The sequence below is a fragment of the Methanocaldococcus sp. FS406-22 genome, assembly GCF_000025525.1.
In the GTDB taxonomy this organism is placed as follows: domain Archaea; phylum AGJL01; class Methanococci; order Methanococcales; family Methanocaldococcaceae; genus Methanocaldococcus.
This window is the reverse complement of sequence record NC_013887.1, coordinates 786,263-807,603: the sequence shown is the minus strand read 5'-3', so window position 1 is coordinate 807,603 and position 21,341 is coordinate 786,263. Positions and strand designations below refer to the sequence as shown.

The window sequence follows — 21,341 nt, the reverse complement described above, 5'->3', positions numbered from 1 at the left end:
TTTTAGATTTTTTTATCCCTGTATTTTGCTAAATAAAATGCGTTTAAAGCTCCAACAACCAATGGACCTATAGCAAATCCACTAAGTCCTAATGAGAGAGGAGCCATTAAAAATGCAATGACTACAAGAACTGGGTGAATATCCACTTCTTTTTTGACTAAATAAGGTCTTATAACAAAATCCGGTGCTATAGAAAGGAAGAGCTCTCCATAAATAAACATAAAAACTGCCTTAGTATAGTCATGCATTAGAAAGAAATATATGGCTATTGAGATATACACCATCCATCCCCCTAATATTGGTAGCAGGGCAAATATTCCAGTTATTATTGCAAATAACTCTGCATACGGCACAGCAACGATGAGATATCCAATGTATGATAGGATGGTTATAATTATAGAAAGCGAAACACAGCTTATAAACAAATTTTTATAGGAGTCATGAAGATAACTTAAATAAATTCTCATCTTTTCTTTATATTCATCAGGCACAAATGAAATTATTAAATTTTTAACTTTATCCCCATCTCTCAAAAAGTAGAATGTTAAGAATAAAACCATAATCGCCTTAATTATTAAATAGCCAATATCAACAATCTTTCCAGAAACTTGGTTAATCAGATATTTTACAAATTCATCAATATACTTCGTAAGGAATTGTCCATTGTCAATAATTCTTTCTAACATAAAAGAATTATATATGGAGAGAATTTCATTTATATATGGCTCTATAGATTTGGTATTAAATGATAGTATAATTTCCATGAACGTGAGTATGGTATATATTGTGATTACCATAATTGGAACGATGTATATGCTAATTGCTAAACCTGCTGATATAGTTTTATTAAACTTTTTTCTTAATAAATTATATATTGGTAAAGCCATATATGCAAAGGCACAGGAATAAGCTAAAACATCAATAAATGGCCAAAGTATATATAACAACATTATTAACAATCCAACAATAACTCCCTTCCTAAGATATTTAAATTCCTCAAATCTCATGCTATCACGTGATAGTTATGAAAGTTTTAATGCCAACTATATATCATCCTCATATTGGAGGAATCACATTACATGTAGAAAATTTGGTTAAACATCTAAAAGATGTTGAGTTTCATATACTAACTTATGATGATTATGAAGAAAACGAATATAAAAATGTAATTATTCATAACGTCCCTCACCTAAAAAAATTTAGGGGGATTAGTTATCTAATAAATGCCTATAAAATAGGAAAAGATATTATTAAAAGAGAGGGTATTGATTTGATTCATTCCCATTATGCGTTTCCACAGGGATGTGTTGGGGCTTTGTTGAAAAATAAGCTGTCTATTCCACATGTATTAACACTCCACGGAAGTGACGCTTTAATATTAAAAAACTCTTTAAAAGGAAGATACTTCTTTAAATATGCCACAATTAATTCCGATAGGATAATATGTGTAAGCAGATATATAAAAAACCAATTAGACGAAAATTTAAAAAATAGGGCTGTTGTTATATACAACGGAGTAAATAAAGAAATTCTATATAATGAAGGAGATTACAACTTTGGATTGTTTGTTGGAGCTTTTGTTCCACAAAAGGGGGTTGATATTTTAATAGAAGCAGTAAAAGATGTAGATTTTAATTTTAAACTCATAGGGGATGGGAAGTTATATAAAAAAATAGAGAACTTTATTGTTAAAAATAATCTAAGCCATATTGAACTCTTAGGGAGAAAAAGTTTTAATGAAACTGCCTCATTTATGAGAAAATGTAGCTTTTTAGTAGTTCCATCAGTTAGTGAGGGCTTTGGAATGGTGGCTGTTGAAGGAATGGCATGCTCTAAGCCAGTAATAGCCACGAAGGTTGGAGGATTGGAAGAGATTGTTATTGATGGATATAATGGGTTATTGGCTGAGAAAAATAACCCAAATGATTTAAAAGAAAAAATCTTAGAGTTAATAAATAATGAAGAACTAAGAAAAACTTTGGGGAAAAATGGAAAAGAGTTTTCAAAAAAATTTTCTTGGAAAAAATGTGCGGAGAGTGTTAAAAATATATATGAAGACCTAAGTAGTTAGACACAAAATTTAAATATAAGAATTTTTATTATAACATACGTATATAAATGATAACCTATAATAGATTAATGAGTATGATGATTATACAGCTCTCCATTAACTTGGACATACTTGGTGATAATTATGGTTTTTGAAGAATTTATCTCAACTGAATTGAAGAAAGAAAAGAAAGCATTTACTGAAGAATTTAAAGAAGAAAAGGAAATAAGTGATGATTCTAACTTAAAAAATGATTTACTTAAAGAACAGCTAAAAGAAAAAGCAGTTATTGCAGAATTAGAAAGTAGAATACTAAAATTAGAATTAGAAAAAAAGGAACTTGAAAGAGAGAATTTACAGCTAATGAAAGAAAATGAAATTTTAAGAAGAGAATTAGACAGAATGAGAGTTCCTCCATTGATAGTTGGGACTGTAGTTGATAAAGTAGGGGAGAGAAAAGTAGTTGTTAAAAGCTCTACTGGACCAAGTTTCTTAGTTAATGTCTCTCACTTTGTAAATCCAGAGGATTTAGCCCCTGGAAAGAGAGTTTGTTTAAATCAGCAAACATTGACAGTTGTTGATGTATTGCCAGAAAATAAGGATTATAGGGCTAAAGCAATGGAAGTTGATGAGAGACCAAATGTTAGATATGAAGATATTGGTGGATTAGATAAGCAAATACAAGAGATTAGAGAAGTTGTTGAACTTCCATTGAAACATCCAGAGTTGTTTGAAAAGGTTGGAATTGAACCACCAAAAGGTATCCTTTTATATGGGCCTCCAGGAACTGGTAAGACTTTATTGGCTAAGGCAGTTGCTACAGAAACAAATGCAACATTTATAAGGGTTGTTGGTTCTGAATTAGTTAAGAAGTTTATTGGAGAAGGAGCTTCATTAGTTAAAGATATATTCAAATTAGCTAAAGAAAAAGCACCATCAATCATATTTATAGATGAAATTGATGCTATTGCTGCAAAAAGAACAGACGCTTTAACTGGTGGAGATAGAGAAGTTCAGAGAACATTAATGCAGTTGTTGGCAGAGATGGATGGATTCGATGCGAGAGGAGATGTTAAGATAATTGGAGCCACAAACAGACCAGATATCTTAGACCCAGCAATATTAAGACCTGGAAGATTTGATAGAATTATTGAAGTTCCAGCCCCTGATGAGAAAGGTAGATTAGAGATATTAAAGATACACACAAGAAAGATGAACTTAGCTGAAGATGTTAATTTGGAGGAAATAGCTAAGATGACTGAGGGATGTGTAGGGGCTGAATTAAAGGCAATCTGTACAGAGGCAGGGATGAACGCAATTAGAGAACTTAGAGACTATGTAACAATGGAAGATTTCAAAAAAGCAGTTGAGAAGATTATGGAGAAGAAGAAAGTTAAAGTTAAAGAACCAGCACACTTAGATGTTTTATATAGATAAAATTACTTATTCTCTCTTTTTATTTTTATTTTTGTTTTTAAAATTTGATTAAAGTTTTTTTGGTGATTAAATGAACACTTATGGGGATATGTTTAGAGTTACAGTTTTTGGAGAAAGTCATGGAAAGGCTATTGGAGCAGTTGTTGATGGATGTCCAGCTAATCTACCGTTATCTGAGGAAGATATCCAAAAAGAGCTAAACAGAAGAAGACCAGGGCAGAGCATATTTTCCACACCAAGAAAAGAAGAGGACAAAGTTGAAATCTTATCAGGAATTTTTGAGGGAAAAACTACTGGAACTCCAATTTGTGCTATAGTATATAACAAAAATATGCGACCTAAGGATTACTCAAAAATAAAAGATACTCCAAGGCCAGGACATGCAGATTTAACCTATCGGCTGAAATATAAAAATTATGATTACAGGGGAGGAGGACGGGCAAGTGGAAGAGTAACCATAGGACATGTTATTGGAGGGGCTGTTGCTAAAAAACTTTTATCTTACACATACAACATAAAAATTGTTGGCTACACTATAAAAATTGGAAAGATTGAGGGGGATTTTAGCTATTATAAAAATCCAGAAGTTTTTGAGAATGAAAAGTCCTTGGAGAGTTTAATAGAGATTATTGAAAGCAATCCATTAAGATGCCCTTCTATGAATGAAAAAGATATGGAAGAGTATGTTTTAAAAGCCATGGAAAATAAAGATAGTGTTGGAGGTATTGTTGAGATAGTTGCTCTGAATGTCCCTGTTGGAGTTGGAAATCCAATATTTAATAAATTAAATGGCGAATTGGCAAGAGCATTAATGAGTATAAATGCTGTTAAAGGTGTTGAGATAGGAGTTGGTTTTAAAGCGGCTGAAATGTATGGAAGTGAGATGAACGATGAGATGTATTTCGATGACGACAAAAATATAAGATTTAAAACAAACAACTGCGGTGGCATATTGGGAGGAATTAGTTGTGGAACTCCAATAGTTTTAAGAATTGCCGTAAAGCCAACTCCTTCAATAGGTAAAAAGCAGAGAACTATAAATTTAAAAACTTTAGAAAATGTTGAAATTGAGATAGAGGGAAGACATGACCCAGTTATAGTCCCAAGGATTATACCTGTAGCTGAGTCGATGGTTGCTATAACATTAGCTGATTTGATGATTAAAGGAGGTTTTATTCATCCATGTAGTTTGTAACTGTTAGAACAAAAATTTTACACCTCCTCGCTTACGCTCGGAGGTGTTATTTGGGATCCCAATAGGGCGATAGCCCTATGGTTATACATCCATGTAGCTTATAAAAACCTTATTATTTTTATTTTTTATTTTATCTTATTGTTTTGTTAAAAATTGTTTAAATTTGAAAGTGGGTGGGAAGAATGAAGTTTATATTTATCACTGGAGGAGTTATATCATCATTAGGAAAGGGGATTACAGCGGCATCTCTGGGAAGATTGTTGAAGGCAAGAGGATTTAAAGTCAATATGATAAAGATAGACCCATATCTGCAGATAGATGCTGGAACAATGTCTCCCTATGAGCATGGGGAAGTTTTTGTTACAGAGGATGGAGGAGAGACGGATTTAGATTTAGGACATTATGAGAGATTTATTGATGAAAACTTAACAAAAAACAACAACATAACAACTGGAAAGATATATTGGAGCGTTTTAACAAAGGAGAGAAAAGGAGAGTATTTAGGAAAGACAGTTCAAGTTATACCACACATAACCAATGAGATAAAGGATTGGATTAAAAGGCTTGGAGAGAGTTATGATATAACTATTGTTGAGATAGGAGGGACTGTTGGAGATATTGAGAGCTTGCCATTCTTAGAGGCTATAAGGCAGTTTAAAAAGGATGTTGGTAAGGAGAACGTTTTATATATCCACGTCTCCCTCCTGCCATATATAAAAGCCGCTGGAGAGTTAAAGACAAAACCAACACAGCATAGTGTTAAAGAACTAAGAAGCATTGGAATCCAGCCAGATATATTGATTTGTAGAACAGAGATGCCAATAAGTGATAAAATTAGGGAGAAATTAGCTCTATTTTGTGATGTTGATAAAGATGCAGTTATTGAGGCAAGGGACGCAAGAACAATCTATGAAGTCCCTCTCAATTTAGAAAAAGAAGGTTTAGGTAAATTGGTAACTAAAAAACTAAACCTCCCAGATAGAGAGCCAGATTTAAAGGAGTGGAGAAGATTTGTTGATAGGGTTATAAACCCATTGAATGAAATAACTATTGGTATAGTTGGAAAGTATGTTGAGTTGAAAGATGCTTATTTAAGTATAACTGAAGCATTAATTCATGCTGGAGCTAAGAATGATACCAAAGTTAATATAAATTGGATACACTCTGAAAGATTGGAAAATGAGGAGTTTGAAGAAATATTGGACAGATATAGAGAGAATAACCAATTAGATGGTATCTTAGTCCCGGGAGGATTTGGAGACAGAGGAGTTGAGGGCAAAATTAACGCCATAAAATATGCAAGGGAGAATGATATACCATTCTTAGGTATCTGCATGGGAATGCAGTGTGCGGTTATAGAGTTTGCAAGGAATGTTTGTGGGTTAGAAGGAGCTAACTCAACTGAGTTTGATGAAAACACTAAATATCCAGTAGTTGATTTATTACCAGAGCAAAAAGAGATTGATGCAAAAGGAGGAACAATGAGGTTGGGGGCTTATCCAGCAATATTGAAGGAGGGAACATTGGCTTATAAGTTGTATGGAAGAAGGGAGGTTTATGAGAGGCATAGGCATAGATATGAGGTTAATCCAGAATATCATGAGATATTAGAAAATCATGGCCTAACAATTTCTGGAAAGTCTCCAGATGGAAGATTGGCAGAGTTTATAGAGATAGATAAAAATAGATACTTTATAGCTACCCAAGCACATCCAGAGTTTAAATCACGGCCAAATAAACCTCATCCATTATTTGATGGGTTAGTTAAAGCTGCATTAGGTGAAGAATTATAAAATAGAGTTTAAATTAATCTTCCTTTTTTAAATTTTAGTTTTTATAAATTAGTTCCTAATAAAAAAAAGAAAAAAAGTTTTAAGAACTTAAATTAAATCTGGGTTGCTATCAACTGCTATATACAACTGTCCTTTTGGTTTGTTATAGACGTAATCTCCACTAAACTTGTAGAATGTTCCAGTTATTGGAGTTCCAGCATCTTTTTTACTCAACTTTATAACTGGGTTTTCAACAATCCCCTCATATTTAAATGAAGGTAAAACCTCCTCAACCTTTCCATAGACAACTATGGCTCCTGCCTTCATCTCCCCACCAACTCTCACATCAACATCTCCATCAATAATAATGATTCCTCCATTTTGGTGAATTCCAGCTAACATTCCAGCATTTCCTTTTATATGAATTAGCCCTTTACTCATAAACTCTCCAATCTCATTTCCAGCGTTTCCTTCAACAATAATTGTTCCTCCACTCATACCTCTCCAGTCTCCTCTGTAGGCAGAACCAACATAGTCCCTTGCATTTCCTTTAATTAACAACTCTCCTCCTTTCATATTTTGCCCAGCCCAGCTGTCAGCATTTCCATTAACAACTATTTTTCCTCCCTTCATCTCTGCCCCAACATACATTCCAGCATCTCCTTCAACAACAATCTCCCCTTTTGTCATCTTTGAACCAATGTATTTTAATTTTTGGTTTGAGTTTTTAATGATAACTCTTGGGTCTCCTTCAATATTATTTAGCTCAACATCAAAAATGTCAGCAACTTTAACTCTCTTTCTTCCTTGAACTAACTCAATATTTTTTATTTCCTCTAAGCTCATCTTTTCAATAACTTCTGGTAATACTTTATCCATCTCAACTGGAACAATAATATCCTTTTGCAATGTTAATATCAACTCCTTCATACCATCACCATCATTCTTTATCAATCTTTTCAACTATAACAGCCGTTCCATAAGCATAATAGGTTAGTTCTGGGACTACATAGTTTTCATCACAGGTAATTTCAGTTGTTAATTCATTAGAAATTCTTATTCCAATAACTGCATTAGCCCCCATCTCTTTAGCTACATCCATTAAATCTTCTAAGGCATCGTCTGGGTCGTCTCCATAACCAATTACAACGCCCAAATACTTGACGATTTTAAAACCCTCTAAGTTGTCAGTAGTTGTGGTTATCATCAAAATCACATGTTAAAAAATTAAATTAAGTAAAAAGATATTTAGTTAATATCAGTTGCATCTATCTTTATAACTCTCCAGCTGTTTGCATACTCATCTGAGACAGGATAGTTGTCTAAGTTAACTGAGTAGTATCTTCTAAACTTCTCCTCAATATCTTTCATAACTTCATTCATTAAATCTTCTCCAACTTGGACATCAACATAGATTGTGTCTCCAAAGACTTCCTTAACAATGTTTCCATCTTTAACAACAATCTCCCCTCTCTTTAATACATACTTAGCATATCTAAATGCCTTCTCAATCTTCTTACCATCTTTCTCTTCTGGGTCTATTGCATAAATGGCTATATCTGCCTCTGCTCCAACTCCCAAGTGTCCTTTTGTCTCACTCAATCCTAAAACCTTAGCTTGATTTGCCCTTGTTACTTTTGCTATTTCATATAAGTCATACTCTTTATCACTATCTGCTACATGGCTTCTCTGCTGAGCCCACTTATGGACTTTGTTGTATAGCCACTCATCCCTATACTTCTTACTCATCAACCATGCAATAACTCTTGGATATCTTGTGAAAGGTCCAGCGTTTGGATGGTCGGTTGTTAGCATTACTTTATCAACATCTGTGTGGAGGAAGAGTTCTAAACCAATTGCCCACTGCACTGAATAAACCGGCCCTTTTGGACTGTAAATGAATGGAACAACTCCAGAACCTGTTTCAAGCTCAACATCACAGTTTGCCCACTTTAACCCATTAGTCATGTGTAAGTCATATTCCATTGGCCCATCTGCTGTCATTGTTGTTGTTTCATCTAATGTAACTTGCCCAACATCAATAACTACATGCTTTGATTTGTTTACATACTCAGCAATCTCTATTGCTTTACTCTCAAAGTCCTTCCATGAAGTTCCTCCATAGGAGTGGAATTGGGCATGTGTGTTGTAGTAAGAGGTTTCTCTCTCTCCAACTCTTGGTTTTGCCTCAACTCCTTCAACACACTTCATTGTCTCTAAGGTTGTTTCCCAGTTTCCTGGATGCCCTAAGTTGTTTGGATGGACGTGGATTGAGTGAGGTAAACCAAGCAATTCATTAACCTCTGCCAATCCTCTAACAATCTCTCTTGGTGTTATATCAAAGTATGGGACTGGGTCGTCTAAGCTATGGACATTTTTACCCCAACCCCATGCCTCTGTTCCTCCTGGGTTGACTATCTTTATAGCAAATCCTCTTGTTGCCTTTAACAACCAAGCAACATAAGCGGCACATGCCTTAATATCTCCTTCTTTTAAATACTCCATGACCATCCAGTTGTTTCCAAATAATGGCATTGCAGCTTTATCTATTTGTGGAGTTTCCATAAACTCTTCGTGTGTGTGCCTTGCAATTAATGGAGGCATTGCTGCCTCAACAACGGTTGTGTATCCCATCTCACAGTATTGATAACCTGTTTTATATGTTGATGGAACTGAAAATCCTGTTCCACTTCTCAATCCTTTCTTAGCAAAGATTTCCATCTTACTATCTTCTGGTCTAAACATTCTACCGACATTAACCTTTGCCCCAGCAACGTGGCTGTGAGAATCAACCCCTCCAGGCATTACAACACAGTTAGAGGCATCAATAACCTTGGCATTATCAGAGACACTCTCAACTATCTTCCCATCTTTAACACAAATATCCATCTTTTCTCCATTAATTCCATTTAATGGGTCGTAAACAATCCCATTTTTTATGATATATTCCATTCTATCACCATTTGTTTATATTTGGTTTATTCAACTGCTTCAATGTATTTTTTCCTCATTAATGCCCTCATATCTAAAAATTCCTCATCTGTTTTCTCTACTTCAACGTAAAATCCAGGATATCCTTTGTATGTAGGCATTCCAGTGCTGTGTGTATCTGGCTTAACTACACAGTTTGCCCAAGGACCCATTGGAATATAAATCATCCCTTCTGGCATTCTTTCTGTAGCTTTTTTTACATAAACAACAACTTCCCCATACTCTGACTTAACTTTAACTTTATCCCCTTCTTTAACTCCTAATTTTTCCATATCTTCCTCATTAATATAAACTACTCCAGCGGCTTTAACATACAAATCAAGGTTTTTTCCAGCCTCTATTGCCTCTCCTTGCCAAATAGTTCTCCCAGTGTTTAAGAAAAACTTCATAATCTCACCTTATTTTCTCTTAAAAACTAATTCTATAGCATTAACTGGGCATGCCTCTATACAAGCTCCACATCCACCACATAAATCTTGATTAACTACTGTAACTGTCCCATTCTCAACTCTAATAACTACATCATCACTGTAAGGCCCTTTACCTCCCCATGTCTCTGGATGTTTGGCATTAACCGGACATGCGATAACACAGTTTCCACATCCATGGCATCTTTCTGGATAAACTACTAACTCGTAGGTTTTCATTTCCTCACCTTTGTGATTTTTTAATTTATTGGCTCATTAACTTTTTAAATGCCTCTTTCCAGGCAATTGCCTTTGGTTCTCTTTCAAAGTTGATTTCTGTTCTCTTAACTTTTATAGCATTGACTGGACATGCCTTAGCACAAGCTCCACATAAAACACACAAGTTCTGATTTACAATAATTCTTGGGACTTTCTCTGCCTTATCTTTTGGTGCTGGGAATTCTAAGGCACTACATGGACATATAGCAATACAAGCTCCACAGGCATTACATGCATCAACATCAATTATTAGTTCTCCTTTGAATGGTTTTTCAACTTCAATAGCTCCAGCTGGACATATAAAGGCACACCATCCACATGTTACACATGCATCTTTATCAACATTAACCTTTCCTTTAATGTCATCATATAATTTTGCTTGTGGAATTCTCTTCATCATTGGACACTTGTAACAGATAACTTCAATAGCATCGTGTGGGCAAACGAATTCACAAACCTTACAAAATACACATGCATCTTTATCAACTTCGATATCGGTTATTGGTTTTGGATTTGTTGGTGTTGGATAGTTGTATTTTAAGTTTATAGCATCTGCTGGACAGTATTCAGCACAGATTCCACAGAGAACACATTTTTCTTTGTTTATGTTTATCTCTCCAATAACAAACTTCTTTCTTTCTGGTAAGTCCCTCTCAACTTCTATAGCCCCTTGAGGACAAACCATTTCACACTGCTCACACAAAACACACTTATCTTGATAGATTTTAATATCTCTCTTAATCTTTGGATATCTTTCATCCTCTTTTATTGACTTTCCGTTAATTTTTAAATCCATAGCATCAAATGGACATGCTGAAGCACACATTCCACACAAAACACAAACATCTTTATCAATATCCAATTTTGGGGCTATAATATCTCCCTTAGCAATAGCTCCTAAAGGTCCCATAGCAATAGCACTTACTGGACAGATATCGGCACAGATTCCACAACCAACACAGGCATCGTCGTTCCATGTAAGTTCTCTTTTTTCTACTTCCCCATCTCTATATATGGTAAATCCGTTTTCATAAACCTCTTTTACTTGCTCAATCATGGTTATTCCTCCTTAATGAATTTTAATGAGTTTGTAGGACATCTAAATATGCAGGATGCACATAGATGGCAGTAGTCATGATTTATATTTACTACAAAGTTATTGAGTGTGAGTGCTGCACACCCCAAACAAGAACCGCAAGCTATGCAGGAATTTTCATCCCAGAAAAGCTCTATGCAGTATAACTCTTTTATTAAGTTCTTTGCAAGCTCTTTATCGTCAGTTAAAGAATGGACAAGCTTAGCTCCGCACTCTGGAGGAAGTTCTTCAACAGTTTTTGCCACTTTTAGGATTTTCTCCTTTGGATATCTTCCAGAGAGATAATGAGAGATGATTGATCTATCACTCTTGATAATTTTTGCTATTTCCCTCTGCAAAAGCCCTTTTCTTCTTAATTTCATTGCCACTATTGCCTTTATTCCAGAAAGAATATGCTCTGGCATCCTCTCACATGGACATTATGTTAGTTGATGATTTTCATTTATAAATAATATACATAAGAGTTAAGTAGAAACTCATTTATATTAGTGTGTGCTTTGCTCACATTATTATCGATAGTTCATTATAATTGAATAAAAGTTCTATTTTTGGTAGAAAAGCTTTATATTTGTAAAGCTTAATAATATAAAAATACAACCATAAAAAATAAATATCATGATGATTTAGATTAGAAGAATTTACGGTGATGATTATGAGAGAGATTTTAATATCCGAATGTATAGAATTATTAAAGGCACATAAATTCATCGTCTCAAAGCCATTAGGAAGAAGTTGTTTTGATATGGTAGCAAGTAAAGAGGACATTAGATTAATTTTAAAAATTTTAAAGAATATTGACAGCTTAAGTAGAGAACAGTCAAAAGAATTAAAGAAGATTAGCAAAATATTACATGGAACTCCTCTAATAATTGGTATTAGGACAAGAAACGCCCCTATGGAGCATGGAGTTGTTTATGACAGATACAATATAAAGGCAGTAACCTTTGAAACGTTTAGGGATTATTTGGAAGGAAGCCCTCCAGTGGTTTATGCTAATAGAGGAGGATTCTTTGTAAAAATAGATGGAAAAGTCTTAAAGGAAGTTAGGGAGGCAATGGGGATCTCTGTAGGAAAATTAGCAGAGGTTGCTGGTGTCTCAAGAAAGGCAATCTATAAATATGAAACACAAATGGCAAATCCTTCAGTAGATGTAGCTATAAAAATTGAAGAGTTCTTAGATGTGCCGTTAGTTAAAGGTATTGATTTATTTGAACCAATTGATGATGAAGAGGTAGAAAACAAATTAGAAAATTTGGAAGATTTTAAGAAAGAGGCAATAAATTTTCTAAACGAGTTAGGGTTTAATTCATTTGTTGTTGAAAAAGCTCCATTTGATGCTGTGGCTGAGAAGGATGTAGATGACAATTTAAACATCCTATTAACAAATATTGAAGAGAAAGATAGTGAAGAGGTAAAGAGAAAGGCATTATTTGTTAGGGAGTTGTCAAGGCTTTTAGATGGCTACTCTTTGTTGATATTAGAGGAGAAGGAGAAGGAGTATAGAAATTTACCTGTTATTAGCATTGAAGAGTTAAAAAAGATGGATGATGCTCTTGAGTTAATAGAACATATAAAATCTATGTTAAGAAATATAAGATAAGTTAAAAAATTTAGATGATTTAGAACGATAAAATTATGGAAATTTTTTGTAAATTTGTTTTCTATGTAAAACTCTATAAAACACAATCTTTCCATTTTCGTATTTAAAACCAATCCTATACTCTCCAACTCTAATTCGGTAGTAGCTATCTGCACCTTTTAGCTTTTTTACATTAGGAATTTCAGATAAACAATTTTTATTTGGAATTTCTTCAAAAACTAATTTTTTAATCTTTTCTTGGATGTTTTTAGGTAAATTCTTTAAATCTTTAATAAAAGACTTTTTAAAAGATACTTCCATTATCTCACTGCCCTAACAACTTTTTAGCAGTTTCTAAATCAACCTCTTCCTCATCTTCAACTTCTTCCATCGCCTTTAAAAGTCCATAATCCAACAACAACTCCTCAATCTTTTTAAATGTCTTATAATCTAAAATAACTCCTTTGATATTTCCTTTTTCATCAGTAATATATGATTGAACAATGTTCATCCAAAACCACCATTAATATTAATTTTACTTTATTGTATGAATTAAATAAATAGATAAAATTTTTAAAAATTGAAAAATAATGAAATTTATAAATCTAATGGCTCTCCAACCTTTGGAACTATAACCTCTACTCCTAATGCCTCTGCCTTTTTCACAAACTCATTTACATCAACTTCAATCAATGGGAATGTGTTGTAATGCATTGGAATAACAATCTCTGGATATATAAGCTCAATAGCCACTAATGCCTCATCAATTCCCATTGTGTATCTTCCACCTATTGGCAATAAAGCTATTTGTGGGGCATATATCTCCCCAATTAATTCCATATCTCCAAACAAACCAGTATCTCCTGCATGATATACTCTATCATTTATAATAAATCCAGCAGCTACTCCCCCACTTATTGTTGGAGATATATCTGATGAGTGCTCTGCCTTAACCATTGTCAATTTTGCTCCATTTATTTCAATAGTTCCTCCAATGTTCATACCTTCTGCATTAACTCCTCTCTCTGATAAATAGACACTAATTTCATGGTTAGTTACTACTGGGACATTGTAGGTTTTAGCTAACTCTTCAGCATTTCCTAAGTGGTCTGCATGTCCGTGAGTTACTGCTATTACATCTACACCTTTCATTATCTCATCATAAGGCAAATTACATAAAGGATTTGGAACAAATGGGTCTATTAAAACATTATCTACTTTAAAGCATGCATGACCATACCATGTTATCATCTTCCCACCTCCAATAATAATTTTAACGTTAAGCTATTTAAATTTTTATTATGTTAGGAAATTTTCTCAATCTGATAAAAAGTTGTTTATGGACGCCTTAAAAATTAAATTGAAAATTTCAAAAGCTTAAAAAATAAAATAAAATGGTGAAATATATGAAAATAGTAGGAATTACTGATTTGCATGGAAAATTACCTCCAGCTGTTAAGGAATTTAAAGATTTTGCTGATGTTTTGGTTGTTTGTGGGGATATAACACACTTTGGTAAAGGGATTGAAGTTATAGAGAAATTAGCTGAGTTATCAGATTATATGGAAGTTCTATGCATTCCAGGAAATTGTGATACTAAAGAAGTTATAGATGAGTTAAATAGCTTTAAATTAAACATTGATGGAAAAGTGAAAAAGATAGACCATATAAATTTTGTTGGAATAGGAGGGAGTAATAAAACTCCCTTTAACACTCCAAATGAATATACAGAAGAGGAGATATATAATAAGCTAATAAACTTAGTTAAAAACTTAAAAAACATATTTTTAGTTAGCCATGCTCCTCCATATAATACAATGGCCGATATTGTTGATTTAGACAAAGATATTCACGTTGGAAGTAAAAGCATTAGAAAGATAATTGAAGATTTTAATAATAACATAATATTCTGTGCCTGTGGGCATATACATGAAAGTAGATGCATAGATAAAATTGGAAATACAATAGTTGTAAACCCATCCCCAAAGAGTTATTTTGTCTATGACACAAAAAAGAACATGGTTATTTTAGAAGATTTCGCTGGGCTTTAAGTTAAATTTTTTGATTTTCTATATAGGATATAGGTAAAGAAAGCAGTTGTAATTAAATAAACTCCTAATGGAATTGGAGCTTTTGTTGATGAAGATGATGAATTAAAGTCGTAGGTTATTGGTGTAATATCTACCTCAATCCCATTACTTACTATATGAGTAGTTGCTCCACTACCTCCAAAAGTAATATTTACAATTGTATTGCCATTAGAGGATGTTACACGGACACGGTTATAAGAATAAGAGGATTGAGAAGTATAATTTATAATTATATGGACATTTCCATTAGTTGTATCAACATAAAATTGTTCTCCATTGGGCACTATTTTTTGATAAATAATTTCCCCACTGGTGTGGTTTTTTATAGTAATGTTATATGCATTAGGTTCTGCAAAAACACTTTGACATAAAAATAGAGATGCCAAAATTAATGATATTAAAATATAATTTCTCATATAACCCCCTCATTTTTTAAATAAAAGATAGCTTAATTTAATCAAAAATAAAAATATTTCCATTTGAATTTAGAACTTAAACTTAAATATAAAAATAAAAATTCGTCCAAAATATTAAAAAATAGTATAAATTTAGCACCAATATTTTTTAATTATTGCATTGCCTTTTCAAATGCAATCATTGCACTTAAAACCTTTTCATCTTCAAATGGTTTTCCTTGGATTTGCAATCCAACTGGAATTCCATTTATATCTCCACATGGAACTACTCCAGCACACAAACCGCAGATATTAGCTAGAACTGTTAAGACATCATAACTATACATTTCCATTGGTGTTAACTTCTCTCCTAATTTGTGTGGTAACTTAGGAACTGTTGCTCCCACTATAATATCAACATCTTTCATAATCTTAATCATCTCATTTTTCATTAAATTCCTTGCTCTTAAAGCGTTTTTGTAATATTTACCACTATACTCTTTTTGACTAATCATTGAACCAATCATAATTCTTCTTAAAACTTCCTCTCCACAAACTTCTTCTATTTTATATCCATATCTTCTTCCATCATACCTTCTTGTGGATGAGAAAAACTCAACGTAGTTAATTAAATAGTAAGTTGGTAGAGCTAAATCAACATATTTATAGCTTAATTCAACAATCTCACATCCTAGATCTTTAAAGACCTCAATGCCTTTCTCTATCTTATCTCTTATCTTCTCATCAGCAACATCCATAAATTCCTTAACAACTCCAACTTTAAAGCCTTTGATGTCTCTCTTCTCAAATGGTTTTGTCTCTACAGTTGTTGTATCTCTCAAATCTTTACCTTTAATGATGTTTGTTAATAATAATGCATCTTCAGCTGTTTTTGTTAAAGGCCCTATTTGGTCAAAACTCATTGCCAAATCACATAAACCATATCTACTAACAACTCCATAACTTGGCTTAAATCCAACAACTCCGCAATGTGAAGCAGGGTTTCTAATACTTCCTCCTGTATCACTACCTAAAGCCATATCACATAAATCAGCTGCAACAGCAGCAGCACTTCCTGAAGAACTTCCTCCAGGAATTCTATCCTTAGCTCTTGGATTTTTTGTTGGACCGTAATAGGAAGTTTCTCCACTACTACCACATGCAAACTCATCCATATTTGCTATTCCTATTATCAATCCACCGTTTTCTTTAATCTTCTCTATAACAGTGGCATCATAAGGGGCAATATAATTTTCCAAAGTCTTTGATGCACATGATATTGTATATCCCTCAACGTTTATGTTTGCTTTAACTACTATAAGCTTCCCATATAATGGCTTTTTCTTAGCTTTTTCATCTTTTTCTAATTTTTTTGCTTCCTCTAAAACTCTATCTGGATTCACTTCTATTAATGCGTTAATATCCTTGTTAATTTTTTCTATCCTATCTAAATACTCTTCAACTCTCTCAACAATCATCACATCACCGTAAATTTTTTTGGTTATAATATTGACTTATATTTATTTATTTTTTGTCATTCCATCTCCTCCAATATTCTTATTTCTTTCTCAACATCTACATCACTAACTCTTCTAACAACCATAATCAATTCATCATTCTCTACCCTAACATTTCCATATAGAACAAACTCCTCCCCTAATATTTCATCCTCTACCATTTCTATAGTTAAGTTCTTTAACTCCTCTCTCCCCATTTTCAACATCTTCTCAACTCTTCTATCATAAGCCCTACATAATAAAGTTCCTGTTCCATCATCTACAACAAAATTTAATCTCAAAACCTCTTCTGGTTCAACGTCTCCACAAATAGGGCAGTTATAAATTCCATCAATCTCTACAACCTTCTTTCTACAATTTGGACATAGGTAAAGGAAGAGAGTGTCGCTCAATATCTTAACTACAGCCCCTCTAATCTCAACAGTTTCCCCATCTTCAATATCAGCTATGAACTTTCTATTACTTTTTATCTCAACACCTTCTGGATTTATAATTATCCTTCCATATTTTCCAATAACTAAATCTATATAATCTCCTCTCTCCTTAGCATAGGCATGTAAAATTTCTACAATATCTCCTTCTTTAACATCTAATTCAGCCAAATCATCCCATAAACTCAACCTTATTCTTCCAGTTCCATCCTCTAACAACAAATTTCTTACTTTTCTAACTCTATCTTCAAATTCAATTTCATTAACTCCATAATCTTCAACAACTTGGGCTATTAAGTTTATATCATTCCAATCAACATCCCTGTTGTAGATATCTTCAATTTTGCAATATTTTAGCTCATACTCTGGGGCTTCAATGCTCTCATCTTTAATAATTTCTGTTTCTACAGTTGCCACTAAATCAGCTCTTTTATTTCCTTCCCTATCATAAAATGTCTTTACCCTACAATTTGTTATTCTTACCAAATCTCCTTCTTTTATATTTTCTAATAAAGCAGTTTTGCCTCTCCAAAATGAAATTCTCACTCTTCCAGTGCCATTATCCAATATAATGTCTTGAACCCTTGCTATTTCTCCATCCAAATCTACACTTTTTTTACTACTTATAGCTATAACTCTACCTTTAACGCTAACTAACTCATCTTCATATTCTGTTAAATCCTCAATATTTACTTCCTCAGCTTCTTTCTTTTCTCCTTTTTTCAATATTTCTACATAATTCGCTGTGCATTCCAACCCTCCATAGTAACCATCTCTTATATAACCTTTAACTCTGACGTAATCTCCTCTACCAACATCGATATCTGTTAAATTATCCCATAAAGTAACTCTTATACTCCCAGTTTCATCTTTAACAATAAATGATTTTAATTTCCCAACACTACCATCAGCTCTTTTAAATTCTTTTATTGGGAGAGCTGAGATAACTTCTCCTTCAAATGTTGCAGTCATTCCAGGATTTAGCTCTCCTATATCATATATGTCTTTAATCTCTGGAAGTTCTCCCTCATAATTCTCTAATTTTTCAATCTTAGTTTCAGATGTTGAGCTCAATTCTAAATTGTTTCTCCATTTTCTTGCTCTTGCTCTTTCAATTTTAATAACATCCCCAACTTTAACATCTAATTCAGCCAAATCATCCCATAAAGTCATTCTTATAGTTCCTGACTTATCTGCTATTGTAATTCTTCTGTATTTCCCTAAACTTCCATCTCTCCTTTTGAATGTTTTTATATCTGAAACATCAGTTACGACTCCAGTTATCTCAACACTTATTTGCCCTTCTTCAATATCGCTAATTAAAAATTCCTCATCATCTTTTTCTTCCCCATAAATCCCATGTTCTTTTGCAATCATCATTAGTGCAGCATCTTTCAATATTATTCCTCCATTTTCTTCAATTTTTTTATCAATCATCCTATCCAATTCCTCTTCACTAATATTTAATGCTTCAGCAACCTTTTTTTTAAGTTTTTTAAATCTCTCATAATCTCCTATCATAATCATCACCATAAAAATTACATACAATTATAAACTGCGAAAGTCCTATTTAATTTCTTTCAATTTTATTACCCATAATTTTGTTTATTTGTTCCGAATTAGTTCGTTAGACATATTTTTACATATTTTGCATATTATCATATAAATACTTCCCATGCACAGAGAACCGAAAAAATCTTATATATTAGAAGCATAAACATAATAAATGTCGATTCTATTTGTGGTGATATAAAATGATTTTAGGAGTTAAAGTTGTCATATTCGAATAAAGTCCCCACGTCGGGGGACGTGAATGTGATAACTAATCTAATAACTCACATTTAGGCAACCTCTGCCCTCCTAAATGGACGTGGAGGTTGGTCTGTCCCGTTAAGGGAGCGGGTGCTGATGAAAACCTATTCAGATTATTTCGGAAGTAATCATTTGGAATGTTTGATATGGTTTGGATAGGTTTTGAAGCACCTAAGCCATGAACATACCTTACATAAATTTCCACTACATGGAAAACCACATATCTTGCATCTCCTGATTTCTTCTTTAACATTTAAATATTTTAAAAGTTTTTCATAACCCCTCAATATACTAAACTTAACTCCTGGCTTTTCTTTCTCCAAAATCTCAATTATTTTTTTCATTCTATGCCTATACGATAGAGAGGAATAGGGACATGGCTCTCTTTGATATCTTATATTATTTATTTCAGCATAAAGCCTAACTTCGTCTTCAGGAATTAATTTTAGTGGTTTAATTCTCTTAACAAATCCTTCTCCCTCAAACTCCTTACCAAACTGGACAATATTTTTTATATTTCCCTCGATATAGTTCATTAAAATTGTCTGGCAGAAATCATCTAAGTTATGCCCTATGGCTAAATAGTCACAACCCTCTTTTAAAGCATATTTATTTAGCAAATATCTCCTAACTACTCCACAAAAGGAACATGGCTTTCCTATATTTAATTTGCTTAAATAATTATTTTTTATAATCTCATCTAAAGTATAGCCAATTTCATCCTCAAATTTTATAATCTTTAAATCTAAATTATGCTCTTCACAAAATTCTTTAACGTATTCTTTAGCCTTCTCCCTAAAACCTTTTATCCCCTCATCAACAAAAAAACAAATTAACTTAGAGTTAGGAATGTTTTCAAAGAGTTTCTTTAAAATATATGCCATAACTAAGCTGTCTTTTCCTCCACTAACCCCAATTCCTATTTTAACATTATTTCTTATAATATCTTTCCCTAAAACCTTTTTAGCTCTTCTTTCAATATCTTTTTTAAAACAATCTTTACATAAATGTCTATTTGAGTACTTTTGATAATAAAATGCCTCGTTTCCACAGCTACATAACATAATTTCCCTCAAATTAAATATACAATTATATAAATGATAAATCAAAAAGTGTATATATAGTATAACACACATAAATTATTAATGTATTTGGTAAAGTGGGGGAATCTAATATTTGGTGATTTTATGGAAAAATGGACATTAAAAAAATTAACCACCTGCTTTAATTGTAAGAAAGAAGCAGAACAGATAATTGAGATTTATACAAACCAGGCGTTTGTTAAGTGCTCTAACTGTGGAGCTACGAGATATTATATCTTAAGAAGGGTGGGGATTGAAGATGAAAGCATAATTGAAGATGAAAAAAACAGACAGCACAAATATGAGCCATGGTTTTTAGAGAAAAATGCTGTATGCTTCAACTGTAAAAAAGAGGCTATCCAAGATATAGCAATAACAGAAACGAAGATGATTGTAAGATGTAGAAACTGTGGATTTACAAGGGTTTATCAGTTTCATATATTGGATATTCCAGAATAAATAAAATAAGGGATAAAATGTCAAAAATTCCTGAAGAATCAGAAGAATTAATTAAAGAGCTGGAAGTTGATGAAGCATATCCAGGAGATGTAGGGAGGGGTATTGCAAGAATAGATCCCTACATAATGGAGGAATTGGGCTTAAAACCAGGAGATGTTATTGAGATTGAAGGACAAAAAGGAAAAACTTATGCCATAGCTTATAGGGGCTTCTTAGAAGATGCTGGAAAAGGAATTATCAGAATTGATGGTTATTTAAGGCAAAATGCTGGGGTAGCTATTGGAGATAAAGTAAAGGTTAAAAAAATAGAACTTAAAGAAGCAGAAGAAATCATTCTAACTCCTACTCAGCCAATTAGATTTAGTCCTGGATTTGAGGACTTTGTTAAGATGAAGATATTAGGACGAGTATTAAGCAAAGGTTCAAAGGTTACTATTGAAGTTTTAGAAACTACTTTAACATTTGTAGTTGTTAGCACAACTCCAACTGGACCTGTTAGAGTAACTGACTTTACACAAGTTGAATTGAAAGAAGAACCAGAAGAAGAGGATATTAGAGTTAAGATAGTTTATGAGACTGTTAATAATACAGTGGAAGAAATTGGAAGACTAAAAGAAAATAAGGAATTATTTGGCACATCATTTATAGTCATCGAACCACTGGAAAAAGACTGTGATATTGGGGAGATATACATAAGGGCAGATAAAATAATTGCAATGTATTTCTATAAATAAATACAACTTTATGTT

23 protein-coding genes are annotated in these 21,341 nt (G+C 33.0%); 8 read left to right on the top strand and 15 right to left on the bottom strand.

The genetic code is table 11. The features are described 5' to 3' along the window. Window positions 1-2 precede the first annotated feature (2 nt). On the bottom strand, window positions 3-1,007 hold the full coding sequence (locus tag MFS40622_RS04030) for an AI-2E family transporter (RefSeq protein WP_012980403.1): 1,005 nt from the start codon (window positions 1,005-1,007) through the stop codon (window positions 3-5). 17 nt (window positions 1,008-1,024) lie between these two features. Here MFS40622_RS04030 and MFS40622_RS04025 point away from each other — a divergent pair, with 17 nt between their 5' ends. From MFS40622_RS04025 to pyrG, 4 genes are all read left to right on the top strand, one after another. Beyond that, window positions 1,025-2,071 (top strand): glycosyltransferase family 4 protein, encoded by a 1,047-nt coding sequence (locus tag MFS40622_RS04025; protein WP_012980402.1) that lies wholly within the window; start codon window positions 1,025-1,027, stop codon window positions 2,069-2,071. 123 nt (window positions 2,072-2,194) lie between these two features. Continuing rightward, complete coding sequence (locus MFS40622_RS04020) at window positions 2,195-3,487, top strand: proteasome-activating nucleotidase (protein WP_012980401.1); 1,293 nt, start codon at window positions 2,195-2,197, stop codon at window positions 3,485-3,487. Between the two features lie 70 nt (window positions 3,488-3,557). Beyond that, a complete protein-coding gene (gene aroC / locus MFS40622_RS04015; protein ID WP_012980400.1) occupies window positions 3,558-4,682 on the top strand; it encodes a chorismate synthase in 1,125 nt (374 codons plus the stop codon). 182 nt (window positions 4,683-4,864) lie between these two features. Continuing rightward, window positions 4,865-6,475: a glutamine hydrolyzing CTP synthase gene (gene pyrG / locus MFS40622_RS04010; protein WP_012980399.1), complete on the top strand. Its 1,611-nt coding sequence runs from the start codon at window positions 4,865-4,867 to the stop codon at window positions 6,473-6,475. A gap of 87 nt (window positions 6,476-6,562) precedes the next feature. Here pyrG and fwdC read toward each other — a convergent pair whose 3' ends face one another. Genes fwdC through MFS40622_RS03975 form a run of 7 tightly spaced genes read right to left on the bottom strand, consistent with a single transcriptional unit; the run spans window position 6,563 to window position 11,631 of the window. Continuing rightward, window positions 6,563-7,384 carry a tungsten-dependent formylmethanofuran dehydrogenase subunit FwdC gene (gene fwdC / locus MFS40622_RS04005; protein WP_012980398.1) on the bottom strand — a complete coding sequence of 274 codons (822 nt, stop codon included), beginning with the start codon at window positions 7,382-7,384 and terminating at the stop codon, window positions 6,563-6,565. Between the two features lie 10 nt (window positions 7,385-7,394). Next, complete coding sequence (locus tag MFS40622_RS04000; protein ID WP_012980397.1) at window positions 7,395-7,661, bottom strand: YbjQ family protein; 267 nt, start codon at window positions 7,659-7,661, stop codon at window positions 7,395-7,397. A 41-nt stretch (window positions 7,662-7,702) separates the two neighbouring features. Further along, window positions 7,703-9,406, bottom strand: a complete 1,704-nt coding sequence (gene fwdA, locus MFS40622_RS03995) for a tungsten-dependent formylmethanofuran dehydrogenase subunit FwdA (RefSeq protein WP_012980396.1) — start codon at window positions 9,404-9,406, stop codon at window positions 7,703-7,705. 26 nt (window positions 9,407-9,432) lie between these two features. Next, a complete protein-coding gene (gene fwdD, locus MFS40622_RS03990; RefSeq protein WP_012980395.1) occupies window positions 9,433-9,834 on the bottom strand; it encodes a tungsten-dependent formylmethanofuran dehydrogenase subunit FwdD in 402 nt (133 codons plus the stop codon). A gap of 9 nt (window positions 9,835-9,843) precedes the next feature. Continuing rightward, entirely contained in the window at window positions 9,844-10,092 is a 249-nt protein-coding gene (locus MFS40622_RS03985; protein ID WP_012980394.1) for an ATP-binding protein, read from the bottom strand. 25 nt (window positions 10,093-10,117) lie between these two features. Next, window positions 10,118-11,188 (bottom strand): tungsten-dependent formylmethanofuran dehydrogenase subunit FwdF, encoded by a 1,071-nt coding sequence (gene fwdF / locus MFS40622_RS03980; protein ID WP_012980393.1) that lies wholly within the window; start codon window positions 11,186-11,188, stop codon window positions 10,118-10,120. Window positions 11,189-11,190: 2 nt separating this feature from the next. Continuing rightward, a complete protein-coding gene (locus MFS40622_RS03975) occupies window positions 11,191-11,631 on the bottom strand; it encodes a transcriptional regulator (RefSeq protein WP_012980392.1) in 441 nt (146 codons plus the stop codon). A 248-nt stretch (window positions 11,632-11,879) separates the two neighbouring features. On the opposite strand from MFS40622_RS03975, the gene MFS40622_RS03970 reads away from it, so the two are divergent. Further along, window positions 11,880-12,827 carry a transcriptional regulator gene (locus MFS40622_RS03970; RefSeq protein WP_048197459.1) on the top strand — a complete coding sequence of 316 codons (948 nt, stop codon included), beginning with the start codon at window positions 11,880-11,882 and terminating at the stop codon, window positions 12,825-12,827. A 33-nt stretch (window positions 12,828-12,860) separates the two neighbouring features. Here MFS40622_RS03970 and MFS40622_RS03965 read toward each other — a convergent pair whose 3' ends face one another. From MFS40622_RS03965 to MFS40622_RS03955, 3 genes are all read right to left on the bottom strand, one after another. Next, complete coding sequence (locus MFS40622_RS03965) at window positions 12,861-13,127, bottom strand: type II toxin-antitoxin system RelE/ParE family toxin (RefSeq protein WP_012980390.1); 267 nt, start codon at window positions 13,125-13,127, stop codon at window positions 12,861-12,863. Between the two features lie 4 nt (window positions 13,128-13,131). Then, entirely contained in the window at window positions 13,132-13,317 is a 186-nt protein-coding gene (locus tag MFS40622_RS03960) for a hypothetical protein (RefSeq protein WP_012980389.1), read from the bottom strand. Window positions 13,318-13,403: 86 nt separating this feature from the next. Beyond that, complete coding sequence (locus tag MFS40622_RS03955) at window positions 13,404-14,057, bottom strand: metal-dependent hydrolase (RefSeq protein ID WP_012980388.1); 654 nt, start codon at window positions 14,055-14,057, stop codon at window positions 13,404-13,406. Window positions 14,058-14,212: 155 nt separating this feature from the next. Here MFS40622_RS03955 and MFS40622_RS03950 point away from each other — a divergent pair, with 155 nt between their 5' ends. Further along, complete coding sequence (locus MFS40622_RS03950; RefSeq protein WP_012980387.1) at window positions 14,213-14,857, top strand: metallophosphoesterase; 645 nt, start codon at window positions 14,213-14,215, stop codon at window positions 14,855-14,857. Here the strand turns inward: MFS40622_RS03950 and MFS40622_RS03945 are convergent. The 4 genes from MFS40622_RS03945 to MFS40622_RS03930 all read right to left on the bottom strand — a co-directional run bounded on the left by MFS40622_RS03945 (window position 14,854) and on the right by MFS40622_RS03930 (window position 20,115). Further along, window positions 14,854-15,312: a hypothetical protein gene (locus MFS40622_RS03945; RefSeq protein WP_012980386.1), complete on the bottom strand. Its 459-nt coding sequence runs from the start codon at window positions 15,310-15,312 to the stop codon at window positions 14,854-14,856. The genes MFS40622_RS03950 and MFS40622_RS03945 overlap by 4 nt on opposite strands. 152 nt (window positions 15,313-15,464) lie before the next feature. Then, window positions 15,465-16,769 carry an Asp-tRNA(Asn)/Glu-tRNA(Gln) amidotransferase subunit GatA gene (gene gatA, locus MFS40622_RS03940; protein ID WP_012980385.1) on the bottom strand — a complete coding sequence of 435 codons (1,305 nt, stop codon included), beginning with the start codon at window positions 16,767-16,769 and terminating at the stop codon, window positions 15,465-15,467. Between the two features lie 56 nt (window positions 16,770-16,825). Beyond that, window positions 16,826-18,760, bottom strand: a complete 1,935-nt coding sequence (gene rpa, locus MFS40622_RS03935; protein ID WP_048197458.1) for a single-strand DNA-binding protein Rpa — start codon at window positions 18,758-18,760, stop codon at window positions 16,826-16,828. A gap of 419 nt (window positions 18,761-19,179) precedes the next feature. Further along, window positions 19,180-20,115 carry a TIGR00269 family protein gene (locus MFS40622_RS03930; protein WP_012980383.1) on the bottom strand — a complete coding sequence of 312 codons (936 nt, stop codon included), beginning with the start codon at window positions 20,113-20,115 and terminating at the stop codon, window positions 19,180-19,182. A 123-nt stretch (window positions 20,116-20,238) separates the two neighbouring features. Between MFS40622_RS03930 and MFS40622_RS03925 the strand changes: the two genes are divergently transcribed. After that, entirely contained in the window at window positions 20,239-20,592 is a 354-nt protein-coding gene (locus MFS40622_RS03925; RefSeq protein WP_012980382.1) for a hypothetical protein, read from the top strand. A gap of 17 nt (window positions 20,593-20,609) precedes the next feature. Beyond that, on the top strand, window positions 20,610-21,326 hold the full coding sequence (locus MFS40622_RS03920) for a hypothetical protein (protein ID WP_048197457.1): 717 nt from the start codon (window positions 20,610-20,612) through the stop codon (window positions 21,324-21,326). The last annotated feature ends 15 nt before the right edge of the window (window positions 21,327-21,341 follow it).